The organism is Caulobacter sp. DWR2-3-1b2 (genome assembly GCF_049896345.1).
In the GTDB taxonomy this organism is placed as follows: domain Bacteria; phylum Pseudomonadota; class Alphaproteobacteria; order Caulobacterales; family Caulobacteraceae; genus Caulobacter.
Window position 1 is genome coordinate 91,836 of the sequence record NZ_JAFCUC010000004.1, and the last position, 19,375, is coordinate 111,210.

General features: G+C 67.8%; 19 protein-coding genes. 13 read left to right on the plus strand and 6 right to left on the minus strand.

All coding sequences use genetic code 11. From position 1 onward, the window contains the following. Positions 1-115 precede the first annotated feature (115 nt). The 3 genes from ACP694_RS12275 to ACP694_RS12285 all read right to left on the minus strand — a co-directional run bounded on the left by ACP694_RS12275 (position 116) and on the right by ACP694_RS12285 (position 3,384). Entirely contained in the window at positions 116-1,996 is a 1,881-nt protein-coding gene (locus ACP694_RS12275) for a transglycosylase domain-containing protein (RefSeq protein ID WP_426012769.1), read from the minus strand. A 64-nt stretch (positions 1,997-2,060) separates the two neighbouring features. Then, entirely contained in the window at positions 2,061-3,113 is a 1,053-nt protein-coding gene (locus ACP694_RS12280; RefSeq protein ID WP_426012770.1) for a sensor histidine kinase, read from the minus strand. A gap of 100 nt (positions 3,114-3,213) precedes the next feature. Then, a complete protein-coding gene (locus tag ACP694_RS12285) occupies positions 3,214-3,384 on the minus strand; it encodes a hypothetical protein (RefSeq protein WP_426012771.1) in 171 nt (56 codons plus the stop codon). Positions 3,385-3,893: 509 nt separating this feature from the next. Here ACP694_RS12285 and ACP694_RS12290 point away from each other — a divergent pair. After that, complete coding sequence (locus ACP694_RS12290) at positions 3,894-5,531, plus strand: pectate lyase (protein ID WP_426012772.1); 1,638 nt, start codon at positions 3,894-3,896, stop codon at positions 5,529-5,531. Between the two features lie 144 nt (positions 5,532-5,675). On the opposite strand, the gene ACP694_RS12295 is transcribed toward ACP694_RS12290, so the two are convergent. Beyond that, positions 5,676-6,107 carry a GNAT family N-acetyltransferase gene (locus ACP694_RS12295; RefSeq protein WP_426012774.1) on the minus strand — a complete coding sequence of 144 codons (432 nt, stop codon included), beginning with the start codon at positions 6,105-6,107 and terminating at the stop codon, positions 5,676-5,678. Between the two features lie 121 nt (positions 6,108-6,228). On the opposite strand from ACP694_RS12295, the gene pcaF reads away from it, so the two are divergent. The 3 genes from pcaF to ACP694_RS12310 are packed head-to-tail and all read left to right on the plus strand — an operon-like array spanning position 6,229 to position 9,652. Further along, positions 6,229-7,431 (plus strand): 3-oxoadipyl-CoA thiolase, encoded by a 1,203-nt coding sequence (pcaF, locus tag ACP694_RS12300; RefSeq protein ID WP_426012776.1) that lies wholly within the window; start codon positions 6,229-6,231, stop codon positions 7,429-7,431. 59 nt (positions 7,432-7,490) lie between these two features. Beyond that, positions 7,491-8,108: a peptidylprolyl isomerase gene (locus tag ACP694_RS12305; protein ID WP_426012778.1), complete on the plus strand. Its 618-nt coding sequence runs from the start codon at positions 7,491-7,493 to the stop codon at positions 8,106-8,108. Next, entirely contained in the window at positions 8,105-9,652 is a 1,548-nt protein-coding gene (locus ACP694_RS12310; RefSeq protein ID WP_426012779.1) for a carboxylesterase/lipase family protein, read from the plus strand. The genes ACP694_RS12305 and ACP694_RS12310 overlap by 4 nt, the downstream gene beginning before the upstream one ends. A 24-nt stretch (positions 9,653-9,676) precedes the next feature. Here the strand turns inward: ACP694_RS12310 and ACP694_RS12315 are convergent, their stop codons facing one another. Further along, complete coding sequence (locus tag ACP694_RS12315; RefSeq protein WP_426012781.1) at positions 9,677-10,216, minus strand: hypothetical protein; 540 nt, start codon at positions 10,214-10,216, stop codon at positions 9,677-9,679. 19 nt (positions 10,217-10,235) lie between these two features. On the opposite strand from ACP694_RS12315, the gene ACP694_RS12320 reads away from it, so the two are divergent. Next, positions 10,236-10,427: a hypothetical protein gene (locus ACP694_RS12320; protein ID WP_426012783.1), complete on the plus strand. Its 192-nt coding sequence runs from the start codon at positions 10,236-10,238 to the stop codon at positions 10,425-10,427. 113 nt (positions 10,428-10,540) lie between these two features. Here ACP694_RS12320 and ACP694_RS12325 read toward each other — a convergent pair whose 3' ends face one another. Continuing rightward, positions 10,541-10,843, minus strand: a complete 303-nt coding sequence (locus tag ACP694_RS12325; RefSeq protein ID WP_426012784.1) for a hypothetical protein — start codon at positions 10,841-10,843, stop codon at positions 10,541-10,543. 115 nt (positions 10,844-10,958) lie between these two features. Between ACP694_RS12325 and ACP694_RS12330 the strand changes: the two genes are divergently transcribed. From ACP694_RS12330 to spt, 8 genes are all read left to right on the plus strand, one after another. Beyond that, entirely contained in the window at positions 10,959-11,726 is a 768-nt protein-coding gene (locus ACP694_RS12330) for a pseudouridine synthase (protein WP_426012785.1), read from the plus strand. A gap of 95 nt (positions 11,727-11,821) precedes the next feature. Next, complete coding sequence (gene lptC / locus ACP694_RS12335) at positions 11,822-12,439, plus strand: LPS export ABC transporter periplasmic protein LptC (RefSeq protein WP_426012787.1); 618 nt, start codon at positions 11,822-11,824, stop codon at positions 12,437-12,439. After that, a complete protein-coding gene (locus ACP694_RS12340; RefSeq protein WP_426012788.1) occupies positions 12,436-13,605 on the plus strand; it encodes a glycerophosphotransferase in 1,170 nt (389 codons plus the stop codon). The genes lptC and ACP694_RS12340 overlap by 4 nt, the downstream gene beginning before the upstream one ends. Further along, positions 13,602-14,960 (plus strand): lipopolysaccharide biosynthesis protein, encoded by a 1,359-nt coding sequence (locus tag ACP694_RS12345; RefSeq protein ID WP_426012790.1) that lies wholly within the window; start codon positions 13,602-13,604, stop codon positions 14,958-14,960. Before ACP694_RS12340 ends, ACP694_RS12345 begins: the two co-directional genes overlap by 4 nt. Next, a complete protein-coding gene (locus ACP694_RS12350) occupies positions 14,960-16,681 on the plus strand; it encodes a fatty acyl-AMP ligase (RefSeq protein ID WP_426012791.1) in 1,722 nt (573 codons plus the stop codon). The genes ACP694_RS12345 and ACP694_RS12350 overlap by 1 nt, the downstream gene beginning before the upstream one ends. Positions 16,682-16,684: 3 nt before the next feature. Next, positions 16,685-17,671 (plus strand): NAD-dependent epimerase/dehydratase family protein, encoded by a 987-nt coding sequence (locus tag ACP694_RS12355; RefSeq protein ID WP_426012793.1) that lies wholly within the window; start codon positions 16,685-16,687, stop codon positions 17,669-17,671. A gap of 59 nt (positions 17,672-17,730) precedes the next feature. Next, on the plus strand, positions 17,731-17,982 hold the full coding sequence (locus ACP694_RS12360) for an acyl carrier protein (protein WP_426012795.1): 252 nt from the start codon (positions 17,731-17,733) through the stop codon (positions 17,980-17,982). Between the two features lie 3 nt (positions 17,983-17,985). After that, on the plus strand, positions 17,986-19,203 hold the full coding sequence (gene spt / locus ACP694_RS12365; RefSeq protein WP_426012796.1) for a serine palmitoyltransferase: 1,218 nt from the start codon (positions 17,986-17,988) through the stop codon (positions 19,201-19,203). Positions 19,204-19,375: the final 172 nt, after the last annotated feature.

A 19,375-nucleotide genomic window follows, 5' to 3' on the forward strand; every position in this document is an offset into this window, starting at 1 on the left:
CACCTCGCGGACGCGCCCCCGATGCGTGTCCGAAAAGCGTCCCATTCTGGGTCGCGACAGGGTGTTGGGAGCAAGGCTCGGACCTGTCCAGAATTCCGCTCGTCCGGGCAAAATCCTAGAGGCCGAAGATCCGCCGCAGCCATTTCGGGACATGGCGCGGATGCTCCACCTCGCGATTCTCGTCTGGAACATCGTGCAGGCGCCCCTCGGGCGCGCTGTCCTTCGCGATCAAGCCCGCCTTCAGGCCGCTGGTCATGAAATCCTTCCATATCCGGGCCGGGATGTCGCCGCCGACCACGCGATTCATCGGCGAGTGGTCGTCATTGCCCACCCACACCCCGACCACCAGGTCGCCGCTAAAGCCGACAAAGAGCGCGTCGCGGTAGTCCTGGGTGGTGCCGGTCTTGCCATAGGCCCGCTGCGGCAACCGCGCCGCGCGGCCGGTGCCTTCCTGGACCACGGCCCCCATCAGGTCGAGCAGTTCGGCCCGCATCGCCGGCTCCAGCGGTTTCGTCTGGATCGGTGCGGCAAGCGGACGACCGTAGGGTTGGATCGGCATCTGGCCGGACGCCACGGCTGCGTAGGCGCTGGTCAACTCCAGCAGGTTGGTCTCGGCGGTGCCCAGAGCCAGGGTGGCGTCGTCCTCGCGCAGCGGCGAGGTGATCCCCAGGTCGCGCGCCGCCCGCACCACGGCCTCGCCGCCGGCCTGCTGGTACACCCGGGCGGCAATGATGTTGTTGGACTGGGCGAAGGCGTCGCGCAGGGTCAGATCGCGCCCGCCGCCGCCCTCGTAATTGGCCGGCGTCCAGCCGCCGATCGTCACCGGTTCGCCCACCACCAGGTTGTCCGGCGTGGCGCCGTCGCGCAGGGCGGCGAGGTAGACGAACAGCTTGAAGGCGCTGCCCGGCTGACGCTGGGCCTGAACGGCGCGGTTGAACGGGCTCTGGCGGTAATTGCGCCCCCCGACCATCGCCACCACTTTGCCGTCGGGCCGCATGGCGACCAGCGCCACCTGGCCGTCCTTGGCCTTGCCCGACGCCTTCAGCACCCGCGCCACCGCCTGCTCGGCCTGGCGCTGCAGCCGGCTGTCCAGGGTGGTTGGCACGCGGACCTCGCCATAGGCCGCGCCATCGAAGGCCGACTTCACCTGGGGCGAGATCCAGTCGGCGAAATAGCCTCCAACGGGCAAGGCGGCGCGGGCGACCTGGACATTGACATGGCCGGCGTCCTTGGCCTGCTGGGCCGTGATCACCTTGGTCTCGACCATGGCGTTGAGCACCAGCCGCGCCCTGCGGCCCGCCGCCTCGGGATGATCGACGGGATCCAGATCGACCGGCGCCTTGACAATCCCGGCCAGGATCGCCGCCTCGCCGATGCTCAGTTGCTCTGGGGCTTTGCCAAAATAGTGCCGGGCGGCCGCGCCCAGGCCATAGACCCCGTCGCCGAAATAGATGCTGGACAGGTAGCGCGACAGGATCTGGTCCTTGGACAGCCGCAGTTCCAGCCACAGGGCGATCATCGCCTCCTGGCCCTTGCGGCGCAGGCTGCGCTCGGGCTTGAGGAAGGCGTTCTTGGCCAACTGCTGGGTGATGGTGCTGCCGCCCTGCACCGTGCGATGGGCCTTGGTATTGACGACAAAGGCCCGGGTGATGCCGATCGGGTCGATGCCAAGGTGGTGGTAGAAGCGCCGGTCCTCGATAGCCAGGAAGGCCGCTGGCACGTGCTTGGGCAGCGCCTTGATGACCACCGGCGCCTCCTTGTAGGCGCCGCGCCGGGCGAAGGGCTGGCCCTGGTTGTCGAGCAGGATGATCGCCCGGCTGGGCAAGGGTTCCAGGGCCCGCGAGATCGGCAGGCTCGCCCCCAACCAGACCAGCAGGATCAACAGCGGCAGCAAGGCGCCCGTCGCTGCGCCGACCAGGATGCGATGCCGGACCACAAAGGCGCTCAAGGCCAGCCAGGCCGCCTTCAGCCGGGCGTTCCAGTCCTCAGGGATCATCAGCGACGCGCCTCCTCGGCTCAGCGCCGCTCAAGCTTGCAGAACGGGTTGAGAGGCTGGGGGTTCATTCGCGCCGTCCGTCGCGCGAACTTCCCGCCTCGGCCGGTAACTGCATGAAGGCGTCGACCTTGTTCAAGGCCGACAGCGGCGAGCTGATTCGGCAGTGCAAACCCTCGGCGCGATAGTCGACCTCGACCTGGCCGCCCAACTCGCCTGGTAAGGCGAGCTCGACGATCCGCGAGCCGAAACCGCGCCGCTCGGGCGGCCGCACGGCGGGACCGCCCTGCTCGGTCCAGTCGATGTTCAGCCGATCGCCGCCCTCCACCGCCCAGTGGATATCGACATGGCCGCTCTCCACCGACAGGGCGCCGTACTTCAGGGCGTTGATCGCCAGTTCGTGAAAGGCCAGAGCCATCAAGACAGCCGGTTTGGGCGAGACCATCAGGTCCTCGCCTGTGATGGTCAGCTGGCCGGCCTGGCCGCGATAGGGGGTCACCGAACCGTCGATGATCTGGCGCAGGCTGGCGGCGGACCAGTTCTTGTCGGTCAACACATTGTGTGTCGCGGCGATGGCCATCAGTCGCCCCTCGAACGCGCAGCGCACGGCCACGTCGACGCCCGCGTTGCGCAGCGACTGGCTGGCGATCGACTGGATGGTGGCCAGGGTGTTCTTGACCCGGTGGTTCAGCTCATTGACCAGCAGTTGGCGCTGCGACTCGGAACGCATCTCGCCGGTGACGTCGCGCGAGGTGGCCAGCACCCGGGTCACGCGGCCAGCCTCCAGGATCGGCGAGACGGTGGTGTCCCACCAGCGTGGCTCGCCCTTGGCGGTCGGGCAGAAGGCGCGAAAGGCGCTGGATTCGCCGGCCATCGCGCGCAGCAGGCCCGCCTCGACTTGGGCGCGGCTGTCGCCGGGCCACATGTCGGGCCAGTATTTACGGCGGTTGCGGCCCTCGAAATCGTCGATCTCGAACAGGGCCTGACCCTGGGCGTTCATGTATTCGACGAAGCCATCGGCGCTGATCACCCGGATGCAATCGCGGCTGGCCTCGACGACGCTGAGGAAATAGGCCCCCGCGCGTTCCAGAACGGCCTTGTCCGATCCCTCGTCCGCCACCCGGGTCTCCCTGCACGCGCCCATGATCACCGGCTGGCGCGGCAATTCAAGCGATGCATGTATCGAGACGCGGTTTATCTGAAAGCGTGGGCGAGGCGGGTCAGCCCGGATGGTCTTCCCGACTGGCTTCCAGCATGCCGACCAAGGCGGCCGACAGGCGTGAGGTCTGGGCCATGCGTCGCAGGGCGTCGCGAGCGTGATCGCTGTCGGCGATCTCGGCTTGCCGCTCCAGGCGCTCGGCCTCGTTCAAGTGATCATGTTGGCTAGGCATGGCGAATATTTACGGGGGATGAACGGGCCGTCCTATGTGACCACTGGTCGCATAACAGTGTAAATTCACGCAAATACAGCGCCTTAGCCCTGCCACCGGTGTCAGAAAAATCAAAACGGCCCCAGGTCATTGCTGACCTGGGGCCGTCGTCCTGTTCCCCAACAGGACGGCGTCGCGGGCTGCCAAATCTGGCGCGGCGGTGTCGCCTCAAAAACCAATGGCCCGTTCTCGCCGAGCACGAGCCGACGTGCAACGCGGCGACCTGTCACAGGATGACGCCGGCGTCATCTAACCTTGCTATGTCAAAAGACACTGGTCAAGTCATGACACCGGTATCATAACTTCTCGAACAACGCGCCGACCAACGGCGGCAAAGGTATCGGCGACGCGGACCAGGAGGAAACCAGGGGACCAGAAGGCTTATGAGCCCTCACGCTCCGCCTCCACGCCCAGATCGCCGCGCCCTAGCGTCGCGGGCCTGACGCCTGGGATCCCTCGGAGTCACACCCATGCCGCTAAGCCCGCTGACGCGCCGCCGCCTGCTCGCCACCACCACCGCCACCTTCGCCGTCGCCGCCGCCATGGCCCCGCTGAGGGCCCTGGCCCAAGGCGTGGCGCCGTCGAAAGACCAGGTGCTAGCCACCATGAAGAAGGCCTCGACCTTCATGGCCGAGAAGGCCGCCCATGAGGGCGGCTATGTCTGGAGCTATCTGCCCGACTTCTCGCGCCGGTTCGGCGAGATGGAAGCCTTCCCAACCATGATCTGGGTCCAGCCGCCCGGCACGGCGACCATGGGTCACCTGTTCCTCGACGCCTATCACGCGACCGGCGACGAGTACTATTACCAAGCCGCCGCCAAGGCCGCCGGCGCGCTGATCAAGATCCAGCACCCAGCCGGCGGCTGGAACTATATGGGCGACCTTGCCGGGCCGGCGTCGCTGCAGAAGTGGTACGACACCATTGGCAAGAACGGCTGGCGGCTTGAAGAATTCCAGCACTATTACGGCAACGCCACCTTCGACGACGAGGGCACCGCCGAGAGCTGCCAGCTGGTGCTGCGCATCTACATGGAAAAGAAGGACAAGGCCTTCAAGCCTGCTCTGGACAAGGCCATCAAGTTCGTCCTCGACAGCCAGTATCCGAACGGTGGCTGGCCCCAGCGCTTCCCGCTATCGGGTGGTTTCGAGAACAAGAGCCATCCGGACTATACCGGCTACATCACCTTCAATGACGGCGTCGTCGACGAGAACATCAAGTTCCTGCTGATGGTCTGGCAGACCCTGGGCGACAAGCGGGTGCTGGACCCGATCCAACGCGCCATGGACATCTATATCGCCGCCCAGCAGCCGCAGCCGCAACCGGGCTGGGGCCTGCAGCACACCGTGGCCGACCTCAAGCCGGCCGGCGCGCGCACCTATGAGCCCAAGGCCTTCGCCAGCCACACCACGGCCGGCAACCTCGAAAACCTGATGGACTATTACCAGCTGACGGGCGACCCGAAGTACCTGGCTCGCGTTCCGGAAGCCATCGACTGGCTGGCCAGCCTGAAGCTCAATGACAAGATCGCTCCGGGCAAGCCGCGTTACCCCACCTTCATCGAGATCGGCACGGGCGACCCGCTGTACGTGCACCGCCGCGGCTCCAACGTGTTCAACGGCGAATACTTCGTCGACAAGCACTGGGAGAACACGATCGTCCACTACTCGTCGTTCCGGGCGGTCAATATCGACAAGCTGCGCAAGCGCTACGCCGCGCTGAAGGCCACCCCGCCCGAGGTGGCCAGCAAGGACTCGCCGCTGAAGGGCGGCCGCCGTCCCCTGCCCCGCTACTTCACCACCAAGGACATCTCGGTGTCCGACCTTAATGTCGGCGCCCTGAAGACCAGCGACAGGACCACCGACGCCGACGCCGCCAAGCTGATGGCCGAGCTCAACGCCGAGGGCTGGTGGCCGACCGAGATGAAGGCGGTCAGCAACCCCTATATCGGTGACGGTTCGAACACCGTGACCCCGGGCGAGTTCTCCACGACCCGCGTAGGCGATCCCACCGACACCTCGCCCTACATCGCCGACGTGCCCAAGCCGGGCATCTCTACCGGCGCCTATATCGAAAACATGGCGGCGCTGATCCGCTATCTGGGGGCTTAGGTTTGGAATGGGGACACGCGCAGGCGCGTGTCCCCAAACGCTAGAGCATTTTTCGAGCGAAGTGGTTCCGGCTCGCGTGAAGAAAAATGCGTCAAAACAAAAGATTAGAGCTCACGGCCTGACGCAGTCAGGTCGGGAAATGCTCTAGGCCAGCACCTTGCGCATGAACCAGCGCGGATAGATCGGTTCCGATCCGTCCAGTTGGCCGAACACCTCGAAGCCCAGGCGTTCGTAGAACGGGCGGGCCTGGAAGGCGTAGGTGTCGAGCCACATCAGGTGGCAGCCGCGCCCGCGGGCCTCGGTCTCCGCGCGCTGCATCAGGCTCGTGCCCATGCCCATGTGCTGCAAGTCCTCGGGCACCACCAGCATGTCCACATAGAACGCGCCCCACCGCGACTGTCCCCACAGGCCGCCGCGCACCGTCGTGTCGCCGGGCGCCGTGATCAATAGCGCGAAGTCGTGGTTGTCGGGCGGGCCGACCGCGTCGGTCGTGGTCGCGCGCAGGACCTTCAGGCCTTGCTGATAGGAGGCTAGCGACGGCTTGTCGGTCTCGCGGATCACGGGGGTGAAGGTCATGGGAGACGCTAGCCCAGATCTCCTCACCCATGAAACGGGGGAGGTGGCTGCGAGGACTGATCTTGATCCCACGCCGAGGGTGGCTAGGGTGTGTCAAACACCCGTTCGAAAGCCACCGCCCATGACCGACGCCTTCATCTGCGACGCCATCCGCACGCCGATCGGCCGCTACGGCGGGGCGTTGTCGAGCGTACGGGCCGACGACCTAGCGGCGATCCCGTTGGCGGCGCTGATGGCCCGCAACGGCGGCGTCGACTGGGGCGCGCTGGACGACGTGGTGCTGGGCTGCGCCAACCAGGCCGGCGAGGACAACCGAAACGTGGCCCGCATGGGGGCCCTGCTGGCCGGTTTGCCCGCGACCGCCAGCGGGTCGACCATCAACCGGCTGTGTGGCTCGGGCTTGGACGCCCTGGGCGTGGCCGCGCGGGCCATCAAGTCGGGCGAGGCCCAGTTGATGATCGCCGGTGGCGTCGAGAGCATGAGCCGCGCGCCCTTCGTGATGGGCAAGGCCGACAGCGCCTTCTCGCGCAACGCCGAGATCTTCGACACCACCATCGGCTGGCGGTTCGTCAATCCGGCGATGCGCAAGGCTTACGGCGTCGATTCCATGCCCGAGACCGCCGAGAACGTCGCCACCGACTGGAACGTCAGCCGCGCCGACCAGGACGCCTTCGCCCTGCGCAGCCAGGCCCGCGCCGCCACCGCCCAGGCCAGCGGCCGTTTCGACGCCGAGATTGTCCCCGTCACCCTGCCCCAGCGCAAGGCCGACCCGGTGGTTGTCAGCAAGGACGAGCACCCGCGCACCACCACCATCGAGGCGCTGTCGGCGCTGAAGCCCATCGTCCGTCCCGACGGCACGATCACCGCCGGCAACGCCTCGGGCGTCAATGACGGCGCCGCCGCCTTGATCGTCGCCTCCGAGGCCGCCGTGAAGGCCCACGGCCTGACGCCGCGCGCCCGGGTGCTGGGCGTGGCGGCCGGCGGGGTCGAGCCCCGGGTCATGGGCATCGGCCCCGTGCCGGCGACGCGCAAGCTGCTGGCCCGGCTGGGCCTGTCGATCAACGATATCGATGTGGTGGAGCTCAACGAGGCCTTCGCCGCCCAGGGCCTGGCCGTGCTGCGCGACCTGGGCCTGCCCGACGACGGCGACCACGTGAACCCCAACGGCGGCGCGATCGCCCTGGGTCACCCCCTGGGCATGAGCGGGGCGCGGCTGGGCCTGACCCTGGTCGAGGAACTTCACCGGCGCGGCGCCCGGTATGGCTTGGCGACCATGTGCATCGGCGTCGGCCAAGGCATCGCCATGGTCGTAGAGCGCGTTTAGGGCCTCGCCTCTTCCTCTCCCCACGCGCTAAGCATCGTGGAAGATCAAGGAGGACCAAGATGGACAGCGCAACGATCCGCCGTCGAAGCCTGCTGGGCGCCGCCGGACTGCTGGCGGCTAGTCCCCTAGACGCCCTGGCGGCGACAGCTAAGCCGCGCGTGGTCATCCAGACCAATCACGGCGCCATCGTGGTCGAGCTGGAAACCGCCAAGGCCCCGATCACCGCCGGCAACTTCCTGCGCTATGTGGACGCCCACAAATACGACGGCGGCACGATCTATCGGGCGGCGCGCACCAAGGGCGTCAAGGGCGCGGGGACGATCCAGGGCGGACCCGCAGCTCGGGCCCGGCGTTTCGCCCCGATCGCCCATGAAAGCACGCGGACAACCGGCCTGAAGCACAAGGCCGGGACGATTTCGATCACTCGCAATGCGCCCGGCACCGCCACGGCCGACTTCTTCATTTGCGCCAATCCCCTGCCCTATCTCGACGCCCATCCGGGCGCGCCTGGCGACAACCAGGGCTTCGCGGCGTTCGGCCAGGTCGTCGAGGGCCTGGCGATCGTCAAGACGATCCTGGCCCTACGCAGCGACGGTCCCGCTCCCGTGCCGGCGATGAAGGGCGAGTTCCTGAACCCCCCGGTTCAAATCCTCAGCATGAAACGGGCCGCCGCATGATCCGCGCCTTCGCCCTGCCCTTGCTGGTCCTGGCGTTGCTGGCCACACCCGCCGCCGCCCAGACCTTGAAGGTCACTGGCGGTGAGATCGCCGCCACCCCCGCCGCGCCTGACGGCGTGCGCGTCTACAGGGGCCTGCCCTACGCCGCCCCGCCGACCGGCGAGCGCCGCTGGAAGCCGCCGGCCCCCGTCCAGCCCTGGACCGGCGTGCGTCCCGCTGACGCCTTCTCCCCCAACTGCCTGCAGCCCAAGCGCTACGCCGACCTTGACCCCTTCACCCCGTCGATGAGCGAGGACTGCCTATATCTGAACGTCAGCACCGCCGCGAAGCCGGGCCAGGCCCTGCCGGTGTTCTTCTGGATCCACGGCGGCGGCTATGGCGCGGGGTCGGGCGCCGAGCCGCGTCACGACGGCGCGGCCCTGGCCCGCAAGGGCGTGGTGGTGGTGACCATCAACTATCGCCTTGGCGCCTTCGGCTTCCTGGCCCATCCCGAACTGACGGCCGAATCGCCGAACCACGCCAGCGGCGACCAGGCCCTGGCCGACATGATCGCCGCCCTGCGCTGGGTGCGCGACAACGCCAAGACCTTCGGTGGCGACCCGAACAACGTCACCATCGCCGGGGAGTCGGCGGGATCAGACGCCGTCAGCCGACTGATGATCTCGCCCCAGGCCAAGGGCCTGTTTCACCGCGCCATCGGCGAGAGCGGCTCGGCCTTCGGCATGCTGGGCGATGACAAGACCCTGGCCCAGGGCGAGGCGGTGGGCGTGGCGTTCGGCAAGGCCCTGGGCGGCCAGACCCTGGCCCAGCTGCGCGGCCGCTCGTCGGCCGAGATCCTGGCCTTATGGGTCGCGCCCGACACCGGCCTGAACTTCGGCCCCGTCCTCGACGGCTGGATCCTTCCGGCCTCCGCCCCCGCTACCTTCGACGTTCACCAGCAGTCGGACGTGCCGCTGCTGGTCGGCTGGAACCATGACGAGGGCAGCCTGATGGAAGGCGGCGTGTTTGGCGCCAAGGCCCTGCAGCAGGTGCTGGCCGAGCGCTTTGGCGCGCGGGTCGGCGAGGCCCTGGCGCATTATCCGGCCGCCACGGCCCAGGCCTCGCGGGTCATGTATGCCGGCGACCTGTGGATGGGCCTGCCAACCTGGCGCTGGGCCACGGCCCAGTCCCGCACAGGCAAGGCGCCCGTCTATGTCTACCGCTTCGACCATGCGCCCAAGACGCCGGACGACTGGTTCGGGGCGAACAATCGCGGCAAGAGCTTCGGCGCCTTCCATTCGGCCGACATCGTCTATGTGTTCGACCACCCGGAGATCCTCAAGACCTGGACGGTGGACGCCGTCGATCGCCGCGTGGCCGACCAGATGTCGTCCTATTGGGTGAATTTCGCGCGGTCTGGCGACCCCAATGGCCCGGGCCTGCCACCGTGGACCGCCTACACGCCTGAGACGTCGCCGAAGAAGATGCTGATCGGGCCGGAGACGCGGCTGGTGGCCGATCCGGACATTGCCCGGCTGCGGCTGCTGGAGAGCGTGGGGAAGTAAAATCCTGCCCCTGTGGGGGAGGACCTACTTTGCCGCCGCCTTGATCGCATTTTCCAGGGCCGCCCGCCGCGTCGCAAAGCCTTCGTTGGCCGCCGCCTCTTCGGCCTCCAGCGTCCCGCGCCGCTCGGCGAAGGCCACTTCGGAGGCCTCGGCCTCGTCCTCCAGCGCCTTCAGTTCGGCCCGCAGCCCGGCCAGCGCCTCGGCCCGCGCGGTCTCCGCCTTGGAGGGTTTGCGGCGGGCCTTGGCCGGCAGGGCCTTCAGCGCCGCGCTCAGTCCGCCGGCGAGCCGGGTGATCACCGTGTCTGGCGTGGCCACCGCGGCGTCGAAAGCGGCGCCCGTCTCGACCGCCTTGGCCGTGCCGTCCTTGAACAGGTCGTGGCCGACATCCCAGGCCTCCAGGGCCTTGGCGCGCGACGTCGTGGCCACCGTGTAGTCGTGGAGGCCGTCGGACCAGGAAAATACCTTGAGCTTGCGCGCCATGGCCTCGCAACGATCGACGCCGCCGTGGTGTTCCGTGCGGTCAAGGTCGGAACTCAGGGCCGCGTCGAAGGCTTTCCTTTCCATGCATTGGCAAGGAGCCAACATGGCCGACAAGATCAACAGCCCCGGCCGCGAGGCTAATGCCGCCCTACCCCTTGGCGACCGCCCAGGGCTGGTCTCCGAGCACGACACGGTGAAGACCGGTCACAAGGAACGCCGCACGGCGGGTCCCGACGGCGGCGACGCCGCCGAGGTGGGCGACACCTTCAAGAACAGTCCCGGCGGCAAGGTCTAGGGCATTTTTCGAGCGAAGTGGTTCCGGTTCGCCTGAAAAAAAATGCGTCAAAACAAAAAACTAGAGCTCACGGCCTGACGCAGTCAGGTCGGGAAGTGCTCTAGGGCGGGGTCCTATTCCTTATTCAGTCCACCGCCCAAGGTCGGTCCCATGCCGTCGGCATAGCCGCCGAACGCATTATGGTTTCGCTCGAGCGACGCCTTTTCCAGCCGGGCTCTCAGATCCGCGTCCAGCGTCAGTTCGGCCGTGCAAACGGGGTCGTCCTCGTCGAGCGGACCATCAACGATCGAGGCCGCCAAGACCTGCAGCAAACGCTGCCCGAACCGGGCGTCCTCCGGGGTGTCCCTAGCGGGGGGGCTGGCCATGAACTCCATGACCTCCGTCAGGGCGGTCTCGTTGGCGACGCGGTCGGTCATCGGGGTGCTCCAAGCCAGATTTCACGGCCCCTGAAACGGCCAAGGTCCCATGGCGGTTGCCCAGACCCGCCTCGCGGCCCTAGACAGGCCCGCTCACTCCTCTGGACGCCCCGCCATGGCCTGGACCCGCCTCTATGACGAAGCCGAGCCGCAGCGCGTCAACCGCTGGCTGGCCCAGAACGGCGTCTGTTCGCGCCGCGAGGCCGAGGCGCTGATCAGCCAGGGCCTGGTGTCGATCGACGGCCTGCGAGTCGACGACGTTGGCCGCAAGATCGAGCCGGGCCAGACCCTGGTGCTATCCGACCGCGCCCAGGCGCAGCTGGAAGGCGCCCTGACGGTGATGATCCACAAGCCGATCGGCATCGTCTCGGCCCAGCCCGACACCGGCCAGGTTCCAGCCGTCCGCCTGCTGACCCGCGAGGCGCTGTACGGCCAGAGCCCCGTGATCCCCGGCTTCGACAACAAGCTGGCTCCGGTGGGACGCCTGGACATGGATTCGCGCGGCCTGCTGATCCTCTCCGAGGACGGGGTGGTGGCCAAGGCGGTGATCGGCCCGGCCTCCGAGCTCGAAAAGGAATATCTGGTCTGGGTCGATGGCTGGATCACCGACGAAAAACTCGCCCTGTTGCGGCACGGGCTGGAGCTGGACGAGCGCGCCCTGCGCCCGGCCGGGGTCGAGGTGGTGGGCCGCCAGCAGCTCAAGTTCATCCTGACCGAAGGCCGCAACCGCCAGATCCGCCGGATGTGCGAGCTGGTCGAGCTGGTCGTCGTCGATCTGCTGCGGATCCGCATCGGCGATCTGCTGCTGGGCGACCTGCCCGAGGGCCGCTGGCGGCCGCTGAGCACGGAGGAACGCACCAGCCTGATCGCCTCCGGACGTTGACCCCCGGCCCGGCGAAAGGCAGGGTCGGATTCCCGCTTTGGGGATCGCGCCGGGAGGCTTAATCCGGTGATCCGTCGCCCGCAGTTCGTACAGTCATGATCGCCCTCACCCCCGCCACCGCCCATCCGATCCGCAAGAAGAACCGCAACCGCCACCGCCCGTCGGTGCGGGCCTTGCGCCTGCTCCTGCCGGTCATCGCCATCGGCGTGGCCGTGACCATCGTCGGCCAGGGCACGATCCGCGCCCTGGCCGCCAAGGACGCGCCCGTCGCCTCGGGCGCGTCGCTGCGCATGGACAATCCCCGCTTCACGGGCGCGATGAAGGACGGCCGCGCCTTCCTGATCACCGCCAGTTCGGCCACGCGCGATCCGGCCAATCCCGACCAGGTGTTTCTCAAGACCCCTCAGCTGACGCGCGGCTACGGCTCCGACGCCCCTACCCACGTCGCGTCCAAGGACGGCGTCTATAAGGAGGAGAAGGGCTCGCTGCTGCTGACCGGCGACGTCAAGATCGACAATGGCCAGGGCTATCAGTTCGCCTCGCAGAAGGCCCTGATCGACACCCGCACCGGCGATCTGGTCGGCGGCGCCGCCGTGCAGGGCCTGGGCCCGAACAACAGCGCCGTCCAGGCCGACAGCTATTCGGCCAGCGACAAGGGCGACCGGGTAATCTTCAAGGGCCGGGTGCGCACGCGCATCACACCGCAAAAGTGATCCAGACCGACGCCAAGGCGAACGGCGCCAGGCCCCGGGTCTGTTTCCTGTTCATCGCCCAGACCCACCAGATCCTGCACAGCCTGCCGATCGCTGTCGCTCTGGCGCGCGGCTGGCCGGACGTCGAGGTCGAGATCGCCGCCACCACGGCCGAGCACCTGGACTATGTGCGTGGTTTGCTGGCCCAGCTTGGCGGCGCGCCGATCACCTCGCGTTTGCTACCGCCAAGCTGGCTGCGGAACCTGCGGCTAAAGGGCGCCTCGACCCCGCCCAAGGCCCTCATGCTGGCCGCCAACGCCCAGCGCTTGGGCCGTTACGACGCCGTCGTCACGCCCGAGCGCACCACCGCCCTGCTGCGCAAGCTCGGGGTCAAGGACTGCAAGCTGGTCTACACCCAGCACGGCGCCGGCGATCGCGGCGGGCCGTTCGAGCCGCGCCTGAAGGCCTTCGACCTGGTCATGGCCGCCGGACCCAAGCAGTACGAACGGATGATCGCCGAGGGCTGGGTGACGCCCCAGACCTGCGCCATGGTCGGTTATCCCAAGTTCGACATCATCGACGCCCTGCCCGGCTCGCCGCTGCCGGTGTTCGCCCAGGCCAGGCCGGTGGTGCTGTACAACCCGCATTTCCATCCCACCCTGGGTTCGTGGCCGCGCTGGGGTCGGCAGGTGCTTGAGGCCTTCGCGGCGGACGACCGTTACAATCTGATCTTCGCCCCCCATATCCGCCTCTTCGACGGCGCGGATCCGCGGACGGTGGACGCCCTGGCCTCGTTCGTCGATCATCCGCGCATCCATCTGGACCTTGGGGGGCCCGCCGCGATCGACATGACCTATACCCGCGCGGCCGACCTCTATCTGGGCGACGTCTCCAGCCAGATCTACGAGTTCCTGCGCACGCCCAAGCCGTGCCTGTTCCTCAATGCCTCGGACGCCGCCTGGCAGGGCGATGAGAGCTTTCATCACTGGCTCTATGGTCCGGTGCTGAACAGCGTCGAGGGCCTGGTTGACGCGATCGCTTCAGCGCGGCGCGGCCACGGCGCCTATAGCGACGTCCAGGTGCGAGGCTTTGCTGAAAGCTTCGACCTGCAGGAAACGCCCTCCTCGGTCCGCGCCGCCCGCGCGATCGTCGAGCGGCTGCCGATGTCGAGCCGCCACGGACGATGACCCAGGACTCTCGTGTTCTGAAGCGGGTCCTGGCCAATGCCGGCACCCTGCTCGGCGGGCGCACCGTCAACGCCTTGGTCGGACTGGCCTATATCGCCCTGACCGCGCGCGGCCTTGGCGCGGTTCAACTGGGCATGCTGGTGCTGATCAACGCCTTCGCCCAGTTCCTCGGCGACGTCGCCAAGTTCCAGTCCTGGCAGACCGTGCTGCAGTACGGGACCGGGCCGTTGCTGCAAGGTGATCGATCCCGCTTCCAGCAAGTCCTGCGGTTCACGCTGCTGCTCGACCTGATCGGCGCCGCCGTTGGCGTGAGTCTGGGCGTCAGCGGCGCGTTGCTGCTGGGCGGAGCCCTGGGCTGGCCGCGCGAGCTGGCGCCGGCCGCCGCGCTCTACGCCCTATCGATCGCCATGATGACCTCGGCCACCGCCGTCGGCCTGCTGCGCCTGTTCGACCGCTTCCGCTTCCTGGCCGCCGAGCAGGCGGTCAGTTCGGCGGTGCGCCTGGTCGGCTGCGCCGTGGCCTTCGCGCTGCACGCGCCGATCGGCGGGTTCCTGGCCGCCTGGGCGGCGGGGACGGTGACCTCGTTCCTGTATGTGATTGGCGTGGCCTGGTGGGACCTGGCGCGGCGCAAGCTGCTGGACGGGTTCACCTTCCGGGGACCGCTCAGCGAGGGCCTGCCCGGCGCCTGGCGCTTTGCCTGGGCGACCAATTTCAACGGCAGCCTCGACACCGCCTTCACCCAGGTGATCACCCTGGTGGTCGGGGCGGTGCTGGGCCCGGCCCAGGCGGCGCTATGGCGGGTTGGCCGACAGGTGGCCGACGGCATGGCCAAACCCGCCAAGCTGCTGGTGCCGGCGCTCTATCCTGAACTGGCCAAGTTGCGGGCCACGGGCGGCGAGATGGCCATGCGCAGGCTGGCCGGCCAGATCGCGCTGATGGGTAGCGCGGTGGCCGGGGCCCTGCTGCTGGTCACTGCCCTGTTCGGCGAGCCTCTCCTGGCGCTGGTGATGGGCAAGCCGTTCGCCGCCGCCGCCGGGATCATGACCTGGCAGGTCGCCGCCGCCGCCATCGGCCTGCTAGCCCTGCCGCTGGAGCCGATGCTGGTCTCGCTGAACCAGGCGGGGGCCGCCTTGCGGGTCCGCGTGGTGGTCTGCGCCCTCTATCTGCTGGCCCTCGTGCCTCTGATCAAGAACCTCGGCCTGAGTGGGGCCGGGGCGGCGTTGGTGGCCGCTGCCGCCGCCATGGCGCTGGGCATGTTCCTCACTCTGCGGCAAAGCTTGGGCCGGATGTCCGCCGCGCCGGGCGATGAACAAACTTGCGCCGATGACAAAAACGGCGCCAAAGGCGTGCCCTGATGATGACTCCGACGTCCCCTTCGCGAACCGTTCGCCTCGCCGACTTCCCCACCCTGACCGCCGCTCTCGACTTCGCGGCGAGCGGTGAGACGGGGGTCAACCTCTATTCCCTGCGCGGCGAACTGGTCGAGGCCCTGCCCTACGCCACCCTGCGCGAGCAGGCTTTGGACCTGGCTGGACGGCTGCTGGCCAGTGGCGCAAAGCCCGGCGACAGCGTGGGACTGATCGCCGACACCGAGGGCGATTTCGTACGCGCCTTCTTCGCCTGCCAATATGCGGGCCTGGCCCCCGCGCCCCTGCCGATGCCCGCGCCGCTGGGCGGCCGCGAGGCCTATGTCGAGCAGATCGCCCGCATGCTGACCACGGCGCGCGCCAAGCGGCTGATCGGTCCGTCGGGCATGAAGGACTGGGTAGCCGAGATCGCCGCCAAGACCCCGCTGGACTTCGCCGGCGCGCTGGCCGACCTGCCCGAGGCGCCCACTTCCCAAGAGGACGGGGCCGCGCTGCCCGATATCCTGCCGGCCGCCACCTGCTACCTGCAGTTCTCGTCGGGCAGCACGCGCTTTCCGACCGGCGTGTTGGTCACCCACCGGGCCTTGATGGCCAACGCCGTGGCCATCACCCGCGACGGCCTGCAGGTGAAGCCCCACGACCGCGCCGTGTCGTGGCTGCCGCTCTATCACGACATGGGGCTGATCGGCTTTCTGCTAAGCCCCATGACCAGCCAGATGTCGGTCGATCTGCTGCCGACTGGGGCCTTCGTCCGCCGGCCTCTGCTGTGGCTGGATTTGATCACCAAGAACGGCGGCACCATCTCCTACAGCCCGACCTTCGGCTACGAACTGTGCGCGCGCCGCGCGGAGGTGGCCTCGATCGAGCACCTGGACCTGTCAGGCTGGCGCAGCGCCGGCCTGGGCGGAGACATGATCCGCACCGGCCCTTTGAAGGCCTTCGCCGAGCGCTTCGCCGCCGTCGGCTTCTCGGACAAGGCCTATGTGGCCAGCTACGGCATGGCCGAGGCGACCCTCGCCCTGTCGATGGCTCCTCTGGGCGGCGGCCTCAGGGTGGAGCGCCTGGATGTCGAGCGGCTGGAACGCGAGAACCTAGCCGTCACCAATGACGACGCCGAACGCTCGCGCGACTTCGCCCGCAACGGTCCCGCCCTGCCCGGCCACGAGCTGGAAGTGCGTGACGAGACCGGCGTGGTGCTGCGCGAGCGCGGCGTCGGCCGTATCTATGCGCGCGGCCCCAGCCTGATGCGGGAATATTTCGAGCAGCCGGAGGAGACAGCCCGCGTCCTATCGACCGACGGCTGGCTGGACACCGGCGACATAGGCTTCCTGATCGACGGCGAGATCGTCATCACCGGGCGCGGCAAGGACCTGATCATCCTCAACGGCCGCAACATCTGGCCGCAGGACCTGGAATGGACCGCCGAGGCCGAGGTCGAGAGCCTGCGCAGCGGCGACGTGGCGGCCTTCTCCGTGCCCGGCGACGGCGAAGAGACGGTGGTGGTGCTCGTCCAGGCGCGGGGCGGCGACGCAGACACCCGCGCGGCCCTGGTCGACAAGGTCACCGGCGTCCTGCGCCTGCGCCACAGCGTCGAGACCCAGGTTCAACTGGTCGGCGCCCATGCCCTGCCCCAGACCTCGTCCGGCAAGCTGAGCCGCTCCAAGGCCCGCGCCGCCTATCTGGCCGGCGCCTACGGCGAGAGCGGCTGAAAGATGGACCCTACGCCCGTCAGGGGGCTCGTTGCCGTCACCGGCGCCACGGGCTTTCTTGGCCGGCGCGTGGTCACCGCCCTGGCGGCCGACGGCTGGACCGTGCGGGTGTTGGCCCGCCGCGACATCGCCGACCCCGCCTGGACCGACCTTGAACCACAGCTGGTGATCGGCGACCTGGCCGACGCGCCAGCCCTCGCGGCGCTGTGCGACGGGGCCAAGGTCGTTGTCCACGTGGCCGGCCTGATCAAGGCCCCCTCCCGCGCGGCGTTCGACCGGGCCAATGTCGATGGCGCGCGGCGCGTCGCGGGGGCGGCCAAGGCGGCCGGCGCGCGACTGATCCTGGTGTCCAGCCTGGCGGCGCGCGAGCCTCACCTGTCGGACTATGCCGGCAGCAAGCGCGGCGGCGAGGACGCGGCGCGCGAGGCGTTCGGCGACGCCCTGACCATCGTCCGCCCGCCCGCCATCTACGGCCCCAGCGACATGGAGACGTTGAGGCTGTTCGAAATGGCGTCGCGAAGCGCCTTCCTGCCCGTACTCGACCCCGCGGCGCGGATGGCCTGGATCCATGTCGACGACGCCGCCGCGCGTTTCGCCCATCTGGTCAAATTGCCGCGTCCTGGCCTGCTCAGCTTGTCCGACGACCGTCTTGGCGGGTATGGCTGGATCGAACTCATGCAGACCGCTTCCAAGGCGGTCGGCACGTCGCCCCGATTGATCCGTATTCCCGCCTGGGTGATCAAGTCTTTGGCGAATTTCTCAAAATGGGTCTCGATCGCCACCGGGAGCGACTCAATCTTCACCCCCGGCAAGGCCCGGGAGTTGCTTCACGGGGATTGGGCCCTATCTAGCAACGATCCGATTCCGGACTTTCCCCCGGTGCGTTACGCTCTGGCGGAGGGATTCGCGCACAGCGTGCGGTGGTATCGCTCCAAGGGTTGGTTGAAGGATAAAAAAGCTCAGAAGTCGCCGAATACGGCGATTTTCTGACAGGACGGCTGTTACAATTCGGTTATGTAGGTTTTTGGTCGGGGATATCGGCGCGTTCGATGGAAGCAGTTACGGATCTCACTTTGCGTGAAATTGGCTTGGCGACGGGCAAGGTGCTCGGACGTTCGGTCGAGGTGACGAACGTTACCCATATCGGCCGCGATCTGGCCGTCGATTCCTTGGCCTTGATGAACATCATCATGGAGCTCGAAGACACCTTCGACATCTCCATTCCTCTGGATCGCCTGGGTTCGGTCGAAACGGCCGGAGACTTGGCGGACCTGATCAAAGACCTTCGGAATAGGGCCTGAGCAATGGGGCTTTTCGACAAGCACATCGCATATCGCGACGCCTACAACGCCATCCGGCTAGCGGGCGCCGATCCCTTCAGCGTGCGCTTCGACGCCGTCACCTCGCCCACCGAGGGCGTGATCAACGGCAAACGCACCATTCTACTGGGGACGAACAACTATCTGGGCCTGACCTTCGACGCCGAGGCGATCGCATCTTCCGTCAAGGCCGTGCAGGAACGTGGCACCGGCACCACCGGTTCCCGCATAGCCAACGGCAGTTTCGAGGCCCATGTCGAGCTCGAGACGGCGCTGGCCAAGTTCTACAAGCGCAAGCACGCCATGGTGTTCACCACCGGCTACCAGGCCAATCTGGGCGTGCTGTCCACCTTGGTGGGCCGGGGCGACCATCTGATCCTCGACGCCGACAGCCACGCCTCGATCTATGACGGCGCGCGCCTGGGCCATGCCGAGGTCATCCGCTTCCGCCACAACGACCCCGAAGACCTGTACAAGCGCCTGCGCCGCATGAAGGACGTGCCCGGCGAGCGCCTGATCGTGGTCGAGGGCATCTATTCAATGATCGGCGACATCGCGCCGCTCAAGGAAATCGCCGCCGTGAAGCGCGAGCTGGGCGGCTATTTGCTGGTCGACGAGGCCCACTCGATGGGCGTGCTCGGCGAGCACGGCCGCGGCCTGGCCGAACTGGCCGGCGTGGAAGACGACGTCGATTTCGTGGTCGGCACCTTCTCCAAGAGCCTGGGCGCCATCGGCGGATTTTGCGTGTCCGACATGGACGACTTCGACGTCATGCGCGTCACCTGCCGTCCCTACATGTTCACCGCTTCGTTGCCCCCGGCCGTGGTCAGCTCGACGATCACCGCCCTGCGCCGCCTGGAAGAACAGCCCGAGCTGCGCCACAAGCTGATGGCCAACGCTCTCCGCCTGTATGACGGCTTGAGCGGCCTGGGCTACATGACCGGACCGACCTCCAGCCCGATCGTGGCGATCACCATGCCGAATGTCGAAAGCGCGATCGGCATGTGGAACGCCTTGCTGCAGAGCGGGGTCTATCTGAACCTAGCCCTGCCGCCCGCCACCCCGGACAGCCGCCCGCTGCTGCGCACCAGCGTCAGCGCCGCCCACACCGACGAGCAGATCGACCAGGTTCTGGCGGTGTTCAAGCACGTCGGCACGGCCATGGGCCTTATCGAGAGCCCGCTGAAGCGCGTCTCGGCCTAGTTTTCTCGAGTTCAGGGGGCAGCAGCTCGGCGCCGGGCCCTCACCCCTTTTCCGTCTCCCCGGCGAAGGCCGGGGCCCAGGTGAAACCCACGAGCCGCTCCGGCTGAATCTGGGTCCCCTGAGTTCACAAACGAAGTGCAACACTCTCTGACCGAGGTGTTGCGATGGGACA

What these genes read in the sequence shown, in the direction of transcription:
- ACP694_RS12275 (WP_426012769.1), bottom strand. Translation starts at nt 1,996, where the DNA reads ATGATCCCTGAGGACTGGAACGCCCGGCTGAAGGCGGCCTGGCTGGCC.
- ACP694_RS12285 (WP_426012771.1), bottom strand. Translation starts at nt 3,384, where the DNA reads ATGCCTAGCCAACATGATCACTTGAACGAGGCCGAGCGCCTGGAGCGG.
- ACP694_RS12290 (WP_426012772.1), top strand. Translation starts at nt 3,894, where the DNA reads ATGCCGCTAAGCCCGCTGACGCGCCGCCGCCTGCTCGCCACCACCACC.
- ACP694_RS12295 (WP_426012774.1), bottom strand. Translation starts at nt 6,107, where the DNA reads ATGACCTTCACCCCCGTGATCCGCGAGACCGACAAGCCGTCGCTAGCC.
- pcaF (WP_426012776.1), top strand. Translation starts at nt 6,229, where the DNA reads ATGACCGACGCCTTCATCTGCGACGCCATCCGCACGCCGATCGGCCGC.
- ACP694_RS12305 (WP_426012778.1), top strand. Translation starts at nt 7,491, where the DNA reads ATGGACAGCGCAACGATCCGCCGTCGAAGCCTGCTGGGCGCCGCCGGA.
- ACP694_RS12310 (WP_426012779.1), top strand. Translation starts at nt 8,105, where the DNA reads ATGATCCGCGCCTTCGCCCTGCCCTTGCTGGTCCTGGCGTTGCTGGCC.
- ACP694_RS12315 (WP_426012781.1), bottom strand. Translation starts at nt 10,216, where the DNA reads ATGGAAAGGAAAGCCTTCGACGCGGCCCTGAGTTCCGACCTTGACCGC.
- ACP694_RS12320 (WP_426012783.1), top strand. Translation starts at nt 10,236, where the DNA reads ATGGCCGACAAGATCAACAGCCCCGGCCGCGAGGCTAATGCCGCCCTA.
- ACP694_RS12325 (WP_426012784.1), bottom strand. Translation starts at nt 10,843, where the DNA reads ATGACCGACCGCGTCGCCAACGAGACCGCCCTGACGGAGGTCATGGAG.
- ACP694_RS12330 (WP_426012785.1), top strand. Translation starts at nt 10,959, where the DNA reads ATGGCCTGGACCCGCCTCTATGACGAAGCCGAGCCGCAGCGCGTCAAC.
- lptC (WP_426012787.1), top strand. Translation starts at nt 11,822, where the DNA reads ATGATCGCCCTCACCCCCGCCACCGCCCATCCGATCCGCAAGAAGAAC.
- ACP694_RS12345 (WP_426012790.1), top strand. Translation starts at nt 13,602, where the DNA reads ATGACCCAGGACTCTCGTGTTCTGAAGCGGGTCCTGGCCAATGCCGGC.
- ACP694_RS12350 (WP_426012791.1), top strand. Translation starts at nt 14,960, where the DNA reads ATGATGACTCCGACGTCCCCTTCGCGAACCGTTCGCCTCGCCGACTTC.
- ACP694_RS12355 (WP_426012793.1), top strand. Translation starts at nt 16,685, where the DNA reads ATGGACCCTACGCCCGTCAGGGGGCTCGTTGCCGTCACCGGCGCCACG.
- ACP694_RS12360 (WP_426012795.1), top strand. Translation starts at nt 17,731, where the DNA reads ATGGAAGCAGTTACGGATCTCACTTTGCGTGAAATTGGCTTGGCGACG.
- spt (WP_426012796.1), top strand. Translation starts at nt 17,986, where the DNA reads ATGGGGCTTTTCGACAAGCACATCGCATATCGCGACGCCTACAACGCC.